16 protein-coding genes are annotated in these 18,334 nt (G+C 61.7%); 6 read left to right on the top strand and 10 right to left on the bottom strand.

What is annotated here, in order from left to right:
• Nucleotides 1–160: 160 nt before the first annotated feature.
• From QM600_RS00080 to arc, 3 genes are all read right to left on the bottom strand, one after another.
• Entirely contained in the window at nt 161–1,069 is a 909-nt protein-coding gene (locus QM600_RS00080) for a peptidoglycan DD-metalloendopeptidase family protein (RefSeq protein WP_283259449.1), read from the bottom strand.
• Between the two features lie 544 nt (nt 1,070–1,613).
• Nucleotides 1,614–2,096, bottom strand: coding sequence for a hypothetical protein (locus QM600_RS00075; protein ID WP_283259448.1), 483 nt, complete (start codon nt 2,094–2,096; stop codon nt 1,614–1,616).
• 133 nt (nt 2,097–2,229) lie between these two features.
• Nucleotides 2,230–4,005 (bottom strand): proteasome ATPase, encoded by a 1,776-nt coding sequence (gene arc / locus QM600_RS00070; RefSeq protein WP_283259447.1) that lies wholly within the window; start codon nt 4,003–4,005, stop codon nt 2,230–2,232.
• A gap of 193 nt (nt 4,006–4,198) precedes the next feature.
• Between arc and QM600_RS00065 the strand changes: the two genes are divergently transcribed.
• Nucleotides 4,199–4,699: a WKL family lipoprotein gene (locus QM600_RS00065; protein ID WP_283259446.1), complete on the top strand. Its 501-nt coding sequence runs from the start codon at nt 4,199–4,201 to the stop codon at nt 4,697–4,699.
• A 64-nt stretch (nt 4,700–4,763) separates the two neighbouring features.
• Here the strand turns inward: QM600_RS00065 and QM600_RS00060 are convergent, their stop codons facing one another.
• Complete coding sequence (locus QM600_RS00060; RefSeq protein ID WP_283259445.1) at nt 4,764–5,774, bottom strand: tRNA (adenine-N1)-methyltransferase; 1,011 nt, start codon at nt 5,772–5,774, stop codon at nt 4,764–4,766.
• Nucleotides 5,775–5,860: 86 nt separating this feature from the next.
• Here QM600_RS00060 and QM600_RS00055 point away from each other — a divergent pair, with 86 nt between their 5' ends.
• Nucleotides 5,861–6,751 (top strand): RecB family exonuclease, encoded by an 891-nt coding sequence (locus tag QM600_RS00055; RefSeq protein ID WP_283259444.1) that lies wholly within the window; start codon nt 5,861–5,863, stop codon nt 6,749–6,751.
• A complete protein-coding gene (locus tag QM600_RS00050) occupies nt 6,752–7,561 on the top strand; it encodes a thioesterase family protein (protein ID WP_283259443.1) in 810 nt (269 codons plus the stop codon).
• A gap of 37 nt (nt 7,562–7,598) precedes the next feature.
• Here the strand turns inward: QM600_RS00050 and hisG are convergent, their stop codons facing one another.
• The 6 genes from hisG to metH form a co-directional block, all read right to left on the bottom strand.
• Nucleotides 7,599–8,450, bottom strand: coding sequence for an ATP phosphoribosyltransferase (gene hisG / locus QM600_RS00045; RefSeq protein WP_283259442.1), 852 nt, complete (start codon nt 8,448–8,450; stop codon nt 7,599–7,601).
• A gap of 74 nt (nt 8,451–8,524) precedes the next feature.
• Nucleotides 8,525–8,788 carry a phosphoribosyl-ATP diphosphatase gene (locus QM600_RS00040; RefSeq protein ID WP_003944933.1) on the bottom strand — a complete coding sequence of 88 codons (264 nt, stop codon included), beginning with the start codon at nt 8,786–8,788 and terminating at the stop codon, nt 8,525–8,527.
• A 58-nt stretch (nt 8,789–8,846) separates the two neighbouring features.
• Nucleotides 8,847–9,761 carry a pseudouridine synthase gene (locus QM600_RS00035; RefSeq protein ID WP_283259441.1) on the bottom strand — a complete coding sequence of 305 codons (915 nt, stop codon included), beginning with the start codon at nt 9,759–9,761 and terminating at the stop codon, nt 8,847–8,849.
• A 3-nt stretch (nt 9,762–9,764) separates the two neighbouring features.
• Nucleotides 9,765–10,625 (bottom strand): oxygen-dependent tRNA uridine(34) hydroxylase TrhO, encoded by an 861-nt coding sequence (gene trhO, locus QM600_RS00030; RefSeq protein WP_283259440.1) that lies wholly within the window; start codon nt 10,623–10,625, stop codon nt 9,765–9,767.
• Nucleotides 10,626–10,638: 13 nt separating this feature from the next.
• Entirely contained in the window at nt 10,639–11,337 is a 699-nt protein-coding gene (locus QM600_RS00025) for an HAD family hydrolase (protein ID WP_283259439.1), read from the bottom strand.
• Nucleotides 11,330–14,899: a methionine synthase gene (metH, locus tag QM600_RS00020; protein WP_283259438.1), complete on the bottom strand. Its 3,570-nt coding sequence runs from the start codon at nt 14,897–14,899 to the stop codon at nt 11,330–11,332. Before metH ends, QM600_RS00025 begins: the two co-directional genes overlap by 8 nt.
• A 51-nt stretch (nt 14,900–14,950) precedes the next feature.
• Between metH and QM600_RS00015 the strand changes: the two genes are divergently transcribed.
• From QM600_RS00015 to QM600_RS00005, 3 genes are all read left to right on the top strand, one after another.
• Complete coding sequence (locus tag QM600_RS00015) at nt 14,951–15,898, top strand: PAC2 family protein (protein WP_502942828.1); 948 nt, start codon at nt 14,951–14,953, stop codon at nt 15,896–15,898.
• Nucleotides 15,895–17,067: an MFS transporter gene (locus tag QM600_RS00010; protein WP_283259437.1), complete on the top strand. Its 1,173-nt coding sequence runs from the start codon at nt 15,895–15,897 to the stop codon at nt 17,065–17,067. Before QM600_RS00015 ends, QM600_RS00010 begins: the two co-directional genes overlap by 4 nt.
• A gap of 150 nt (nt 17,068–17,217) precedes the next feature.
• Nucleotides 17,218–18,303: a helix-turn-helix domain-containing protein gene (locus QM600_RS00005; RefSeq protein WP_283259435.1), complete on the top strand. Its 1,086-nt coding sequence runs from the start codon at nt 17,218–17,220 to the stop codon at nt 18,301–18,303.
• The last annotated feature ends 31 nt before the right edge of the window (nt 18,304–18,334 follow it).

Here is an 18,334-nt window from a genome sequence, read left to right as displayed (position 1 = left end):
GCTTCGCGACAATACCCGCGAGTTCAGTTGTGTGCCAGGTTGTTCCGCGAGCATCCACAATAGCCAGATGCACGGTCCCTCCGGCAAAAGAATTCAACGCTGAACTAGAGCGCATGGGGGCTGTTCGCCGCGCCCTAGTTCAGCATCGAATTCTCTACTGCTACAGGTTGATTACGTCGCCCACGAAGATACTGTCAGGGTGATCGATCTGTGGGTTCATGTCCCAAACGTCCTGCCAAGTGAGCCCTCGTGCTGCGCCGAGGTCGAACAACGTGTCGCCGGCTGAAACGACTACCACTTCGCCTGACACAACAGCTTCCGCTTCCGGAACGCTCTCCACCGGTGAGGCTTCAGTCAGACCAGGCTCGACAACGGGAGCAATTTCAGATGCAGGTTCAGGCACGGCCGCAAGTTCAGGTGCGAGTGCAAGTTCAGGTGCGGGTTCAGACACTGCTGCCGGTTCAGGTGCCAATTCAGGCATTGCTGCAGGTTCAGGCACTACCGCAGGTGCAGGTTCAGACACTGCGGCAGGTTCGGGTGCTGCGACGCTACCCGAACCGGTGTTGCACGCGCCGACCGATTTCAGGAAGGACATGGGGTCGACCGCCCCGGCTCCGTGAATGCGGAGATGCAAATGTGGACCGGTGGAGCTGCCAGTATTGCCCGTGGCACCGATCTGCGCGCCGACCTCCACGTGCTGCCCCACATTGACCCAGGTTTCGGAGAGGTGACCCATCTGGATCTGCTCGCCTGAATCTGCTTCCAGCTGGATGTAGGTTCCATACCCGCCTGGATCATTCGGTCCGGCAACAGAAATTGTGCCCGAGGTCGGCGCATTGAGCACGGTGCCGACGTTAACGGCGAAGTCAACGCCATCATGTCCGCCGTTGTAACCCTGCGACAGCGATCCCTCAACAGGCCACTCCCAGCTGCAACTCTCTGACCAGCCTTGTGCAGCGGCCGTACCGGCGTTCACTACCACCCCGGCGCCTACGAGAGAGCCCAGTCCTGCAGTGACTGCGATAAATCGTTTCGTGTTGGAAGCCTTGCTATTGCTGTGTTTACTCATGTTTCCTTGACTGATTTGACCGGGGCAGTTGCAGTCTCGATCACGCTGACACAACTGAGTACGTGCTCCGCCGCATGGCGTACTGCACGGACCCCGTGGGATGAACATTGAGAACGCGCCGTCGCAACGACGGCTCTCGCTTGCCACAAACACTTGGATATCTGCGATGCCCGACACACAGCCCGAATCCATCACGGGCGATGCCCGGAACCGATCCGTTAGAGAGGGCTCCGATTGATACCTCATCGAACTGAAGTGTTTTCGGATGCAGGTCAATCGGGTGGGTGCCTACCCGGGTTGTCTGGAACGGAGGGGTGGAACATGCAGATCCTTGCGTTGCGAATGGCCAATTACCTTCACAGGATCTCGCGTCACGACCCCTGCACGCGACGGCCAAATTACCCGAAAACATACCTAGATCGGGTTCCCACCCGACCGGTCGATACCAAACTTGCGGCACGTGGTCAGTGATCGCCCAGTCGGGGAGGTGAGTGAGAACGAATGCAGATCCAGGCGATCCGCGTTCCGGTTTTCTACCGGAAGATTATTGCGGCGGACGTAGTTCACCAAGTTGACCGGTGAGGGCTGCTAATCCCACTCCGAGAAGTCCCACGGCCATGAACCCGCAGATCAGTGCCAGCACACTGACGATCAGAAACTGAGCGACTAGCCCACGCGAACGTGTTGTGCCGAGCGGACCCAACTCGCCCTTACAGAATCCCTGGGCGGGCGCCGAATACTCCACTACCCGAGCGGGACCGGGAGCAATGATGTCGGCGCAGCGTCCGATAGTCGATTTCAGCGATCTCGAGCGTCGTTCATTGACATACACATCGATCGACAGCGACTGTGTGTCCGGAATCGCCAGACGGTGCTCACCCCATGGAAGAACTTCGGTCCTGCCGTTGATCGTGACTATCGGATGATGCGATGTGCCCCACAGGAGCGCAAGCTTTGACCGCTTCAAAACGATCAGTACAGTCCCGGGAACTGCTCCAACCAGTGGATGCGACTCGGTCTCGCGCACGTCGGCGTTCCGTTCTGTTCTCGGGTGGTCTCGGCAGGGAAGATCGGCGCCATCAACCATATCCGTGACTCGAATACACGTCGGGTCGGCAACTCCCAAAAAGGGAATTACCGACCCGAGGTGTCTTTACCGACTACAGGTACTGACCCGTGTTCGACTCCGTGTCGATTGCACGGCTAGCACTGGCGTTCTTACCTGTGACGAGGGTGCGAATGTAAACAATCCGCTCCCCCTTCTTACCGGAGATACGTGCCCAGTCGTCTGGATTGGTGGTGTTGGGCAAATCCTCGTTCTCGGCGAACTCGTCGACGATCGAATCGAAGAGGTGCTGAACCCGCAACCCTGGTGCACCGGTATCGAGTACCGACTTGATTGCGTACTTCTTGGCGCGGTCGACGATGTTCTGGATCATGGCACCCGAGTTGAAGTCCTTGAAGAAAAGAACTTCCTTGTCACCGTTGGCGTAGGTGACTTCGAGGAACCGATTCTCCTCACTCTCGGCGTACATCCGATCAACAACGCGCACGATCATCGCCTTCAGGCAGGCCGTACGGTCGCCGCCGAACTCGGCGAGGTCGTCGGCGTTGATCGGCAAACCGTCCACCAGGTACTTCGAGAAAATATCCTGAGCGGATTCGGCGTCGGGACGCTCGATCTTGATCTTCACGTCCAGTCGGCCCGGACGCAGGATCGCGGGGTCGATCATGTCCTCGCGGTTGGACGCACCGATCACGATGACATTCTCGAGACCTTCGACGCCGTCGATCTCACTGAGCAACTGCGGAACGACCGTCGTCTCCACATCGGAGGAAACACCCGAACCGCGGGTCCGGAAGATCGAGTCCATCTCGTCGAAGAACACGATGACGGGGGTACCTTCGGAAGCCTTCTCACGCGCACGCTGGAAGATCATCCGAATGTGACGCTCGGTTTCACCGACGAACTTGTTGAGAAGTTCCGGGCCTTTGATGTTCAGGAAGTAGGACTTGGCGTCCTTGCTGTCCTGCCCGCGGGCTTCGGCGATCTTCTTGGCCAACGAGTTGGCAACCGCCTTCGCGATGAGCGTCTTACCGCAACCGGGTGGTCCGTAGAGCAGAACTCCCTTCGGCGGGCGAAGCGAGTACTCGCGGAACAGATCCTTGTGCAGGAAGGGCAATTCGACGGCGTCGCGAATCTGCTCGATCTGACGACCGAGGCCACCGATGTCGTCGTAGTGAACGTCCGGAACTTCTTCGAGAACCAGGTCCTCGACTTCGGCCTTGGGGATGCGTTCGAAGGCATACCCGGCCTTGGAGTCGACAAGGAGGGAGTCGCCGGGTCGCAGTTTGCGGGTCGGGGAATCCGCGTCGTAGGCGATGATGTCGGCCTGGGGATCCGCGAAGACAGCGGCCAGCGGCGCCGCGAGCCACACGATCCGCTCCTCGTCCGCGTGTCCGACGACCAGTGCACGGAGGCCGTCGTCGAGTACCTCACGCAACGTGCTGATCTCACCGACCTGCTCGTACGTTCCAGCCTCGACGATGGTGAGCGCCTCATTGAGTCGCACCGTCTGCCCGAGGGCGAGAGTTTCGGTGTCGATGTTCGGTGAGCACGTCAGCCGCATCTTGCGGCCGGAGGTGAACACGTCGACAGTTTTATCGTCGTGAACCGCGAGGAGTACTCCGTAGCCGCTGGGCGGCTGCCCGAGTCTGTCGACTTCTTCGCGCAGCGCGATGAGTTGCTGGCGGGCTTCTTTGAGCGTGTCCATCAACTTGCCGTTACGGATGGCAAGCGAGTCAAGTTTCGACTCCAATTCCCGCATCTGCTCCGGTGACTGTGCAAGCTGACGGCGCAGAACCTGAAGTTCCACTCGTAACGCGTGAAGCTCTTCTGCTGCCGCAACCGAATCCGGGTTTTCTGTCGAGCTCATGTGCGTCTCCTCCCAGTGCGATGCATCAACGCTACCGGCATCAGGGCCCAAGTGTCGCCAGACACGGTGTGGGAGTGAGATTTCACTGCCGCAGCTTGTCCCGATCGCCGGTACTGACCCCCAAGTAGGTCATGTTAGCCTTGCCTACAAGATGGAGACAGCGCCTGTCTCTCCTACAACGAAAGGTCACGCTGTGATCATCCGCAAGACTCTTGTCAGCGCTTGTGCCGTCGCCGCAGTTCTCGCCCTCGGCGCCTGTGGCTCCGACGACTCGAAGGACACGGCTGCTGCCACCTCGACTTCCGTTGCTGCAACCACCTCGAGCTCCGCGAAGGCCACGTCGACAGTCACCGCACCGACGGCCGACGACCTGAACGCCGCACTGATCACGCTCATCGATCCGGCCAAGCCGATCGCCGAGAAGACCGCACTCGTTGTCGACGGCTCCGCACGCCAGGCCAACATCGAGACCATGGGTACGGCACTGGGCGCCAACCCCGCGTACAAGATCACCTTCACAGTCGAGAACGTCAAGGTCGACGGTGAGACTGCAACTGCTGACGTCGCCATCGTCAGCCCGCACGGCACAATGCCCGGCACTCCGTGGACGTGGGAGCTCGAAGACGGTTCCTGGAAGCTCGCCGATACCTCTGCTTGCACGCTGTTCGAAATGGGACGTGCGCCCTGCGCATAAGCCGTTGAAACAAAAAGAACGGCGATCCGGAACTCGGATCGCCGTTCTTTTGTTCTGCCAGTGACTATTTGGCTGCTGCGGTGTTGGAACCCTTGCCGGCGCGACGCTGCGGCTTCGGGGTCACAGTTCCCTCAGCGAGACGACGCGCACTGATCAGGAACGCGGTATGTCCCTGCATGCGGTGCTCGGGTCGCACGGCCAAGCCGACCACATGCCAGCCGCGGACGATGGACTCCCACGAGCGCGGTTCCGTCCAGCATTCCTGCTCACGCATCGCCTCGACGACCTTCGACAGCTGAGTCACGGTCGCCACGTAGACGATGAGCACGCCGCCGGGAACAAGTGCATTCGCCACGGCCGGCAGTACATCCCACGGTGCAAGCATGTCGAGAACGACTCGATCGACCTTGCCGCCGTGGTTATCCGGGTCGAAGTCCGCGAGATCCGCGATGGTCAGTTCCCAGTTCGGGGGACGCTCACCGAAGAATGTCTCGACATTGCGAACCGCATGTTCAGCGTGATCGTCGCGTACCTCGTAGGACATGACCTTGCCCTCGGGGCCGACTGCACGAAGCAACGAACACGTCAGTGCGCCAGAGCCGGCACCAGCTTCGAGTACCCGTGCACCGGGGAAAACGTCGCCCTCGTGGACGATCTGGGCCGCGTCCTTCGGGTAGATCACCTGAGCGCCGCGGGGCATCGACAGCACGTAGTCGACGAGCAATGGCCGCAGTGCCAGGTACGGGGTGCCGTTGACCGACTTGACGACGCTACCCTCGTCCGCACCGATCAAGTCGTTGTGCACGATTCCACCCTTGTGGGTGTGGTACTCACGGTTGGCCTCGAGAACGATCGTGTAGTGACGACCCTTGCCGTCCGTCAGCTGGACGCGGTCGCCGACGCGGAACGGTCCGGACGGACGTTTCCCGGGTGCGGTGAGCTCGGCCTCGGCAGCGACTTCAGGGATCTCAGCGATTTCGGCGATCTCAGGTATTTCGGGGACATCGGCGACAGCGGACTGCGCAACCTCATCCACTTCGGTTGTGATTTCTTCCGGTTGCAGCTCGTTCGCCATGCGTGAGTGATCCCTGTTCGTTTGTTCCGGCGTCCTCGCCACCGGCTCCGACGGAGTTGTCGGACCAGTCCTCTAGCCTGCCAGGTGTGAGCTCTGTAGAACTGCCAGCCCCCTCCCAAACGGGTGCAACGTCACAGGAGCGCCCGCGTAGCCGGCCCGCACTGTCACCTTCGCGTGCTGGTGATTACAAACAATGCCCGTTGCTCTACCGGTTCCGGGCCGTCGACCGAATCCCCGAAGCTCCCACACGAGCGCAGGTCAGAGGCACTGTTGTTCACGCTGCCCTCGAAGCACTCTTCGGACTACCCACTGGCGAGCGTGTTCCGGATCGCGCAGCCGAGTTGGTAAGGCCGGCGTGGGAGCGCGTGAGCACCGAATCTCTCGAGGTTTCGGAGTTGATTCCCGCCGACAATCTTGACGAGTTTCTCACCGAGGTCGGCAAGTTGGTCCAGACGTACTACACACTCGAAGATCCGACGCGTTTCGACGCCGAAGCCTGCGAGGTCTACGTAGAAACGGAACTCGACAACGGTGTACGGCTGCGCGGATTTGTCGACCGCATCGACGTCGCATCCACCGGAGAGGTGCGGGTGGTCGACTACAAGACCGGTAAGGCGCCCCGTGAGTTCACCGAGTCCAAAGCGCTGTTCCAGATGAAGTTCTATGCGCTGGTTCTCCTACGAACCCGCGGAATCGTCCCAGCACAATTGCGCCTGATCTACCTGGCCTCCGGATCGATCCTCACGTACGCGCCCGATCACGACGAACTCATTCGGTTCGAACGCACACTGTCCGCAATCTGGAAGGCGATCCTGGCGGCAGGTGCGAGCGGAGACTTCCGACCCAAGCCTGGCAAACTGTGCGATTGGTGCGATCACAAGGCCCTGTGCCCCGCATTTGGCGGCACCCCACCGCCCTACCCGGGCTGGCCGGATCTACTGGGCACCGAAGTTGTTGCTGCAAAGGAGAATACGTAGATGACCGACAGTTCGTACTACCGCTTTCTTGGCGCTACCGAGGAAGGCCACGAGCGGTTTGCGAGCACGCAGGCAACGGTGAGCATCTGGGGCCCCACGCTTCAGCACGGCGCTCCCCCGTCGGCGCTTCTGGTGCGCGCCCTCGAGCGTTGCGGCGCCCGCGAAGGAACCCGCCTGACCCGAGTTGTCGTCGAAATTCTCGGACCGATCCCGATCGCGGACATCGAGGTTCGCTCCTGGATCGAACGTCCCGGTCGCAGAATCGAATTGATCGTTGCCGAACTGTGGGCGAGCGCTCCTGACGGATCGTCACGCGCAGTGGCGCGTGGTACCGCGTGGCGTATGGAAACTGCGGATACCAAAGATGTTGTCCACGTTGTGGACCCGCCGCTCGAACCGCGCGAAAGCGGAACACCTGGTGTCCTCGCCGGAATGTGGAGCGTCGGCTACCTGAAGACTCTCGACTGGTCCTGGATTTCCAAAATCGGTTGCGAGGGAACCGGAAAGGTATGGGCCAAGCCCAAGCCGGCGCTGGTCGAAGGCGAGGAGTTGACGGCTCTCGAACGCCTCTTCGTCATCGCCGACATCTCCAACGGCGTCGGTGCCAAACTCGATCCCGAGCACTGGACGTTCCTCAACACCGATCTGACGGTGCACATCTTCCGCGTGCCCGAAGGAGAATGGATCGGCGTGTCTGCTGAAACGACCACCGGACCCGACGGCGTCGGCATGTGTGCCGGAGTGCTCTACGACGAGCAGGGTGCAGTCGGCCGCATCGCCCAGACGTTGCAGATTCGCGCCCGTTCCTGAGATAAGGAACGGGCGCGAATACGCATGCAGTGATCGATCAGAAAGCGCGTACCGAGCGAATGTTCGACGCGAGGATGGCCCTGGCACCGAGTTCGGCCAGGGCATCCATCACCTGATTGTGATCCTTGATGGCAACCATGGCGCGTACTGCGACCCAGTCCGGATCAGCCAACGGCGAGAGCGTCGGCGATTCCATGCCCGGCGTCATCTTGATGGCTTCGTCGAGGATGCTTCGCGGGCAGTCGTAGTCGATCATCAGGTTCTGCTGCGCGAAGACGATTCCGCGAACACGCTCGATCAGCAAGTTGCGTGCAGCGTCGTCCTGCGGCGAACCGGTGCGCTCGATCAGGACACCTTCCGAATCGCACAGCGAATCGCCGAAGGCGACCAGGTTGTGCTGACGGAGCGTACGACCGGAACCGACAACGTCGGCAATAGCGTCGGCGACACCGAGCTGGATCGAGATCTCGACGGCGCCGTCGAGACGGATAACCGTCGCCTCGATGCCGCGAGCCGCGAGGTCCTGACGAACGAGGTTCGGGTACGACGTGGCGATGCGCAGGCCCGCCAGGTCTTCGACAGTCCAGTCCTTGCCGGCGGGAGCCGCATAGCGGAACGACGAACGGCCGAAGCCGAGTGACAGTCGCTCGGAAACCTCGGCACCCGAGTCTCCGGCCAAGTCGCGACCGGTGATGCCCAGATCGAGTTCACCCGATCCGACATAGATGGCAATGTCCTTGGGACGCAAGAAGAAGAACTCGACCTGATTGGCCGGATCGAGAACCGTCAGGTCCCGCGAATCGGTGCGACGACGGTAGCCGGCTTCGCTGAGGATTTCTGCGGCGGACTCGGACAGCGAGCCTTTGTTGGGAACTGCGACGCGCAACATCAGTGAACGTCCTTTCGGAAGGTGATGGGTCAGACGTGGGAAATGTGAACTCGGAACGTCGGGTCAGATCCGATTCACAGATGTCGGTACACGTCTTCGAGGGTCAGCCCGCGGCCGACCATCAACACCTGCGTCCAGTACAAAAGCTGGGAAATTTCTTCGGCTAGCTGCTCATCGCTCTGGTACTCCGCAGCGATCCACACTTCACCGGCTTCCTCGATGACCTTTTTGCCCTGTGCGTGAACACCAGCATCGAGGGCGGCGACAGTGCCGGACCCCTCGGGACGGGTGGCAGCACGCTCGGTCAACTCGGCGAACAAGGATTCGAAGGTCTTCACAGGTAGCCATTCTTTCACGAGAGGGGAACTGGTTTTCACAGGGCCACGCACGAGCCCGTCACAAGCCCATGTCGAGCGCGCGGGAGCTGACGAACCGGCGTGTATGCCCGGTGATCGGGTCCGGGTACTCCAGTGCCCGAGCCAGGAGACGGAGAGGTGCAGAGAAGTCACCTGGTGCCGACGGGCGGTAATGCGGGTAATAGTTGTCACCGACGATGGGGACCCCGAGCGAATTCAAATGCAGCCGAAGTTGGTGGGTGCGCCCGGTTCGCGGGAACAACCGGTATCGGCCAAACGTCGCGCCTGAGGAATCGGTGACGGTCGAGGTCAGCTCGATGCGGGTTTCACTGTTCGGTTCGCCCTCGACCTCGGTGGCTGTCATCTCGCCGTGCACCTTGTTGATCCGGCTGCGGACCGTTCGGGGAAATGTCAGCTCCGGATCAAAACCGGCGATCGCATCGTATTCCTTGACGATCCGCTGTTCGGCGAACAATTCCTGGTACGGCCGACGCAGATCTGGCGTCACGGTGAACACGATGACTCCGGCCGTCATCCGGTCGAGCCTATGTACCGGGGCAAGGTCGGGTAGGTCGAGATCACGCCGCAGCCGCACGACCGCACTTTCCACGATGTGCGCCCCACGCGGAATGGTCGCCAGGAAATGAGGCTTGTCGACCACCAGGATCTGCTCGTCGCGGTGCAGGATCTCGATCTGATGCGGAACCGGAATCTCGGGTGCCGGCTCGCGGTAGAAGTACACGAAGCGCGTGGGCTGATAACGAGTGTCCGACGAGACGGTTCGGCCGTGCTCGTCGACTACGCCGCCGGTGTCGACGAGCACGGTCCACAGTGCCCGTTCGTCTGGAAACTCACCGGTCAGGTACTCCAGAACTGTGCGCGCCTCGGATTCCCGGGGCATCCGCAGCCGATCCGGTCCGAGTCCGTTTCGGATCGGCAGCGGTGCCTTGGGCACTTCTCAGGCCTGTTCGAGGTCGGGTGAACAACTCTCGCACAGCAATTCGAGGGTGCGGCCGTCGCCGTCGATTCTGTTGCGGAATCGAGGCGTGGGCGTTCCACAGTCGACACAGACACCGATAGTTTTCGACTCCGACGAGAACTCGATGTTCATGCGCTTGTCGAAGACATACAGCGAACCGTCCCACAAACCCTTGTCGCCAAAGGTCTCTCCGTATCGGACGATCCCACCGGCGAGCTGGTACACCTCGTCGAATCCGCGTGAACGCATCAGCGACGAGAGCACCTCGCAGCGCACTCCCCCGGTGCAGTACGTGACTACCGCTTTGCCCTTGAGGTGGTCGTACTTGCCGCTGTCCAGTTCGCTGACAAAATCTCGAGTTGTCGTTACGTCCGGAACAACGGCGTCGCGGAACCGTCCGATCTCGGCCTCGAAGGCGTTGCGGCCGTCGAAGAAGACGACGTCGTCACCGCGATTGTCGACGAGCTCATGCAATTCCTTCGGCGCCAGGTGAACGCCACCGCCGACAACACCGTTCTTGTCCACGGCAAGTTCTTCGGGCGCACCGAAAGTCACGATCTCGCTGCGCACCTTGACGGACAGGCGCGGAAAGTCATTGCCCAGCCCATCCGACCACTTGATGTCGGCCATCTTGAAGGGCGCGTAACTGCGGGTGCCTTTTACGTACCGCTTGACGTCCTCGATATCTCCGCCGACAGTGGCGTTGATCCCGTGCTCAGAGATCAGGATTCGCCCGGTCAGATTGTTGGACTCGGCCAAGCTGTGCTGCCACAGCTTGATCGCTTCCGGATCAGCCAACGGCGTGAACTGGTAGAACAATACGATTTTCGGTATAGCCACTAGTCACACCAACCTAACGCGATACAGACGAGTGAACGTCGTGAAGATCGTAAATCGACAAGTCCACCAACGACTCTCGGAACACCCGACCAGGTCCGTTAGCCACATCGACCTCACACGGAACTACCAACACGACGCATCCCGCAGCAGTCGCCGACGCCGTTCCGGTCGGTGAATCCTCGATGGCCAAGCACTGCGCCGGTTGGAGCCCGAGAAGGTGAGCGCCCCGCAGATACGGATCGGGAGCGGGCTTACCCGCCGGCACCTCGTCGCCGCACACGGAATGGTCGAAGAATTCACGACCGAGCATCCCGAGCGCGCGTTCCACCAGTACCCGCTCGGTGTTGGTGACAAGCGCCGACCGAAGCCCGCCGTCACGAACTGTCGCAAGAGCCTCCTGCGCACCGGGGCGCCACGTCACGCCGTCCTCGAAGAGATCGCCGACGCGGGTGTACATCCAGTCCTTCGCCTCGGCAATAGCCTCCGGATGCTTCTCGAGATCGAGCGAATCGAAGAGCGTCGCCAACGCGAACGGACTGGATGCGCCGATGACGGCAATGCGAGTCGCCTCCGTCATCGGCCCACCCAGACGCAGCGACAACTCGTGAAGCGCGATGTCCCACAGCTTCTCCGAATCAAGCAGGGTGCCGTCCATATCCCACAGGACACCACCGAGCGTCGATCCGGGGACCTCAGTCAACACATCAGACATTGAAGTACTTGGCTTCCGGGTGGTGGAGGACAAACGCGTCCGTGGACTGCTCCGGGTGGAGTTGCAGTTCCTCGGACAGTTTGACGCCGATCCGCTCAGGTTCGAGTAGGGCGACCATTTTTGCCCGATCCTCGAGTTCCGGGCACGCACCGTAACCGAACGAGTAACGCGCGCCACGGTATTCGAGGTCGAAGAAGCCGGCTACGTCCGTCGGATCCTGCTCGGCGACAGTGTGCCCACCGGGCAGTACCAGTTCTTCACGAACACGTCGATGCCAGTACTCGGCCAGCGACTCGGTGAGCTGAACGCCGATGCCGTGAACTTCGAGGTAATCGCGGTACGAGTTGGACGCAAACAGCTCGTTGGCGAAGTCTGCGATCGGCTGACCCATCGTCACCAACTGGAACGGCAGGACGTCCACCTGACCCGTTGCTTCCGCATCCTTGCGCGAGCGCACGAAGTCCGCGATGCACAAGAAACGGTCCCGGTGCTGACGCGGGTACGTGAACCGGAATCGTTCCGGCGCATCCGGTTTCGGTTCCGTGAGCACGATGACGTCGTCGCCTTCGGACACTGCCGGGAAGTAGCCATACACCACGGCGGCATGCGCGAGGATGCCCTCAGCTGTCAAACGGTCAAGCCAGTACCGCAAGCGAGGCTTGCCCTCGGTCTCGACCAGCTGTTCGTACGTCGGGCCATCACCCTTGCGCTGGCCACGAAGTCCCCACTGTCCCAGGAACAATGCACGTTCGTCGAGCAAACCCGCGTACTCGGACAGCGCAACGCCCTTGACGATGCGGCTGCCCCAGAACGGCGGAGTCGGGACTGCAACGTCAGCGGCAACGTCGGAGCGGTCCGGCACGACGACCGGAACTTCCTCAGCCTTACGCTTTTCCGCGATCCGCTTGGAACGTTCGTGGCGAGCCTTGCGCTCAGCTGCCTTCTCACGTGCCTCGATTGCTTCGGGGCTGTCCGGTGCCGGGCCACCGCCACGCTTGGCGGTCATGATCTGATCCATCAGATTCAGACCCTCGAACGCGTCACGTGCGTAGTTGACCTCGCCGTCGTAAACCTCTTGAAGATCATTCTCGACGTACGAGCGAGTCAGCGCAGCGCCGCCGAGCATGACCGGGAACTGCTCCGAAACTCCGCGAGCGTTCAGTTCCTTGAGGTTGTCCTTCATGACGACTGTCGACTTCACGAGCAGACCGGACATACCGATGACGTCTGCCTTGTGCTCGATAGCAGCATCCAGAATGGTCGCGATGGGCTGCTTGATGCCGAGGTTCACGACGTCGTATCCGTTGTTGCTCAGGATGATGTCGACGAGGTTCTTGCCGATGTCGTGGACGTCGCCCTTGACCGTCGCGATCACGAGACGGCCCTTGCCGTCGTCGTCGGTGGCTTCCATGTGCGGTTCGAGGAAAGCCACGGCCGCCTTCATGACCTCAGCGGACTGAAGCACGAACGGCAACTGCATCTGACCGGAACCGAACAGCTCACCGACGGTCTTCATACCCGAAAGCAGTGTCTCGTTGATGATTTCGATCGGCGACTTCTCCTTCATCGCCTCGGTCAGGTCGTCGTCGAGGCCATTGCGCTCACCGTCGACGATGCGAGATTCCAGACGCTTGAACAGCGGAAGGCCGGCGAGTTCCTGCGCACGAGATTCGCGAGCCGACGCAGCCGAGACGCCCTCGAAGAGTGCCATCAGCTTCTGCAGCGGGTCGTAACCTTCGCGGCGACGGTCGTAGACCAAGTCAAGGGCAGTCTCGCGGTGCTCGTCCGGAATACGCGCCATCGGCAGGATCTTGGATGCGTGGACGATCGCCGTATCCAGACCGGCTTCGGTGCATTCGTGCAGGAATACCGAGTTCAGAACCTGACGCGCCGCCGGGTTCAGGCCGAACGAGATGTTGGAGATACCGAGAGTGAAATGCAGTTCGGGGTACAGCGCCTTGAGCTGACGGATCGCTTCGATGGTCTCGATGCCGTCGCGGCGCACCTCTTCCTGGCCCGTGGAAATCGGGAAGGTCAAAGCGTCGACGATGATGTCAGATTCGGCAAGACCCCAGTTGCCCTTGATGTCTTCGATCAGGCGCGTCGCGATCGCGACCTTGGTCTCGGCGGTACGGGCCTGGCCCTCTTCGTCGATGGTCAGAGCAACAACGGCAGCGCCGTGCTCCTTGACCAACTGCATGATCTTGTGGAACCGCGACTCGGGGCCCGCACCGTCTTCGTAGTTGACGGAGTTGACCGCGCAACGTCCACCGAGGTGCTCGAGACCGGCCTGCAAGACAGCAGGTTCGGTGGAGTCGAGCATGATCGGCAGCGTCGACGCCGTCGCCAAGCGGCTGGCCAGTGCTGACATGTCGGCGGCACCGTCGCGGCCCACGTAGTCGACGTTGAGGTCGAGCATGTGCGCGCCGTCGCGGGTCTGATCCTTCGCGATATCGAGGCACTTCTGGTAGTCCGCGGAAAGCATTGCGTCGCGGAATGCCTTGGAGCCGTTGGAGTTGGTGCGCTCACCGATCATCAGGATGCTGGCGTCCTGCTCGAACGGAACAGCCGAGTACAGCGACGACGTGCTGGCTTCGTGAATCGGATTGCGCTGCGCCTTCTCCACCTTGCGGACAGCCTCGGCGACAGCGCTGATGTGCTCGGGAGTCGTTCCACAGCAACCGCCGACCAGGCCGAGACCGAATTCGGAGACAAACCCGCTCAAGGCTTCGGCCAACTCGTCGGCACCCAACGGGTACTCGGCGCCATTGGGGCCGAGCTGCGGAAGGCCGGCGTTGGGCATGACCGACACCGGCAGGGTCGAGTACTTGGACAGGTGACGCAGGTGTTCACTCATCTCGGCCGGACCGGTCGCGCAGTTGAGGCCGATCATGTCGATACCGAGCGGCTCCAGTGCGGTCAGCGCTGCACCGATCTCACTACCGAGGAGCATGGTTCCGGTGGTCTCGACCGTCACGTGCGTGATGATCGGCAGACGCAGGCCCAACTGTTCCATCGCTCGCTGGCTGCCGATGATCGCAGCCTTCACCTGAAGAAGGTCCTGGCAGGTCTCGACCAGAATGGCGTCGGCGCCGCCGTCGATCATGCCGAGGGCAGCCTCGGTGTACGCGTCACGCAACACTGCAAAAGGCGCATGGCCGAGGCTGGGCAGCTTGGTTCCCGGCCCCATCGAGCCGAGAACGAAGCGGGCCATGCCATCACGGCCCGGTCCCATCTCGTCAGCGACCTCACGCGCGAGGGCGGTGCCCTTCAGAGAGAGTTCACGAATTCGATGCGAAATATCGTAGTCAGCGAGGTTGGGCAGGTTGCAACCGAAAGTGTTTGTCTCGACAGCATCAGCACCAGCGGCAAAGTACGCGCGGTGGATGTCTTTGAGCACGTCGGGGCGGGTGTCGTTGAGGATCTCATTGCACCCCTCGAGTCCGAGGAAATCATCTAGTGTGAGATCCGCGGCCTGCAACATGGTGCCCATCGCTCCGTCGCCGATGACAACGCGCTGTTTCAACGCATCAAGCAGGGCAGAGTTAAATGAGGCAGACATGCCGTCCAGAGTAGTGGGCGTACCGACATGCTCTGGCCGTAGGCTAGGTGGGTGAGTCCAAGTGAGTTCCCCGTCACTCCCGACGGCCCGGTCGATTTCGACGATTCCGCGGCCTTCGAGAGTCCTGATCGCCCTGAAGGCGACATCCCCGTGCTGCGCGATCCCATTCTTGTTGCGGCATTCGAAGGCTGGAACGACGCTGGTGACGCCGCCAGTGGGGCCGTCGAGCACCTCGCACTGATCTGGGACGCCCAACCGCTGGCCGAGCTCGATTCCGAGGACTACTACGACTACCAGGTCAACCGCCCCACCGTGCGTCAGATTGACGGCGTCACCCGCGAAATCGTCTGGCCTGCTACACGTTTGTCAGTCTGCTCACCTCCCGGCAGTCAGAGCGACATCGTTCTGCTTCACGGCATCGAGCCGAACATGCGCTGGCGAAGCTTCTGCGAGGACCTGCTCGAACTGATCGACCAGCTCAACGTCAGGACAGTCGTCATCCTCGGCGCACTTCTCGCAGACACTCCGCACACTCGGCCGGTCCCGGTCACCGGAACGGCCTACAGCAGCGAATCCGCAGCTCGATTCAACCTCGAACAAACCCGATACGAAGGCCCTACAGGAATCACCGGAGTTCTCCAGGACGAGTGCGTCCGCGCAGGTGTACCGGCCATTTCCTTCTGGGCGGCAGTGCCGCACTACGTATCTCAGCCACCTAACCCCAAGGCTACGGTGGCACTGCTGCAACGAGTCGAGGACGTTCTCGACATCGAAGTCCCGCTCGGCGAGCTTCCGGCCCAGTCCGAGGACTGGGAAGAGGCAGTCAACGAAATGACCTCCGACGACGAAGAAATCGGCGAGTACGTCCGCACTCTCGAAGAGCGCGGCGACGCCGAAACCGACATCACGGAAGCTATCGCAAAGATCGACGGCGACGCTATCGCAGCCGAATTCGAGCGATACCTGCGTCGACGGGGCCCTGGCAGCTTCGGACTGTGAGTAAGAACACCACTGACGGCAACGCGAACAATCCCCCGCCACTCCGCCTTCGCTTGCAACTGATCGCGCTGTACGCCGGCGGGTTTCTCGGCCCGTTCGGCGGCGGTGTCGTCGTATCCACGCTCCCCGAGATCGGCGACGATCTCGGGGTCGGACCGTCAGCGGCCGCGTCGTCGCTCACCGCATATCTGTTGCCGTTCGCCGCACTCATGTTGGTGTCGGGAACTCTCGGTTCCCGGTGGGGCAAGGTTCGGACCGTCCGCATCGCCTACGGGGTGTACGTCATCGCATCCGTGGCGTGCTTCCTCGCTCCGACGATCGAAATTTTCCTCGCGGCCCGAGTTCTACAGGGCTCCGCAAATGCGTTCACCACTCCCCTGCTGCTTGCATCATTGGCGGCCGCCACACCGCAGGCACGCCTCGGTCGCGCACTCGGGGCCTTCGGCGCTTTTCAGGCCGCCGGCCAGTCATCGGCACCGCTGATCGGCGGCTTGGCCGCCGAATTCGATTGGCGCTTGGCATTTCTCATCATCGCCGTCGTCGCCGGCCTACTCGGGGCCATCGGGTTACCGACCGCCGACAAGGCAACCACCACCACCCCCGCACGGCTACGCGACGCCCTCCGCCCCGAAGTTCTCCGCATCGGCATCGCCGCCCTACTGGGCTGGGGCGCACTCGGCGGACTGAGCTTCCTGATCGCCTTCCGCTTCGAGGACGAGTTCGCACTCGCACCTACCGTCAGAGGTCTCCTGCTGACGCTCTTCGGTCTCGCCGGCATCCTGTGCGCGCGTCCGATCGGAATATTGATCGACCGCATCGGCGCCCGATCCTCGGTGCTCATCGGTGCGATCGGCGGTGCGATCCTCGTGACCATCGTCGGGTTGGCAACCGTCATCCCGGCCATCGCGATCGCCTGGTTTGTTGCCGGCATCGCCAGCCAGTTCGTCCTCGTCGGAGTCAACGCGGCAGTACTGGGTTCACAAGGCCCCAACCGAGGCGGCGCAGTGTCGGTCGTCCAAGCCATGCGTTTTGGCGGCGCCGCGTTGGCGCCCATCGCCTTGACCCCCGTCTACGACGTGTCACCCGTCGCCAGCTTCCTGATCCCCGCAGTGCTCCTTGCGCTGGTGACTCCCCTGGTTATGCCGAAACCACGCTCGAAGGCGGATTGAGGCCCGGGTCTCGGTGCAGATTCGAAAATTGAGCGTTGCAAGTCGTGAGTTTTCGGAATTGGCGAGGACTCATGATTGATGCTCGACGGTAAACCTGTATTCGGAAAATCTGGGGTTTCCGTCAACGGCAGATATTGATACTATTGGAACATGAGCGAAGCTGAGTCGGAACCGGAACGCCCCATCGACATTTTTCGTCGATCCGTCGAGATCATCGAAGAAAACTTGCCCGCCACCTGGTCTTTGTCCACGAAGCGCTCCCCTGACCTCTCCGAAGCGCCGCTTCGCCTCGACCTCCGCTCCCCTGACGGTTCAGTCGCCAAGTTCGGGGTCTACGCCGCACACGGGGTTCTGAGCAGCGACGTTCCCGGAATCGCCGACCGCTTCCCCGCCGGGCAGTCCGGCTTCGTCTGCGCCAAATACCTGTCCGAACCCGTGCGTCGCCAACTCGACGCCCACGCCCTCTCCTATGCCGATGCCACCGGAAACGTCTCTCTGACTGCCGACCGTCCCGCAGTCTGGGTGCGTGGCCGGGGCGCCGACGCAGACCCGTGGCGCGGCCCCGGCCGTCCGTCGGGCCAACTCAGCGGCGATCCGTCGGCTCGCGTCGTACGAGCACTGGCCGATTTCGCTCCACCGTTGGCGATTACTGCTCTGGTGCGCTTGGCCGGCGCGTCGACCGGCGCAACATATCGAGTTGTGCAGACGCTGGCCGATCGTGAATTGGTGTCCAGACTCCCCCGCGGCGGAATCGCCGATGCCAACTGGCCGAAGATGCTGCGTGAGTGGGCTCAGGAATCAGTGGCCAAAGCTCCCACACCGCATGGCTTTCATGCCCCCGACGGTCTCGAGGCTCTCTTCGACCAACTGCGCCAACTCAGCGGACACATCTACGCCGGCACCGCGTCGGTCGCTGCCGCACCCTTCGCGCGGTACGCGCCCACACAGCGCGCGCATTTTCACGCGGACAACGTCGACCAATTTGCGGACGCTATGGGCCTCCGACGCGTCGAGAGTGGCGCCGACGTCTGGGTCACCGCTCCACTCTCTCCGTCGGTATTCGATCGAATCCTCACCCGGGACGGCATCCGAATCGTCGCGCCGAGCCAGGCGTACGCCGACCTTCTGGCGGGCCCGGATGCCAACGAAGAGGCCGCCGAGTATCTGTTGTCGTGGATGATTGCCAACGAATCGCAGTGGCGACGCGCCGCCTCCCCTGCTACGGACAGACCGTAGGAAAATCCGAGGGGCACTCTCGCCTACCCTG

It is taken from the genome of Rhodococcus sp. IEGM 1379, assembly GCF_030056815.1.
GTDB lineage: Bacteria > Actinomycetota > Actinomycetes > Mycobacteriales > Mycobacteriaceae > Rhodococcus_F.
The sequence above is the reverse complement of the archived record's forward strand: the minus strand, read 5'-3'. Positions and strand labels throughout refer to the sequence as shown.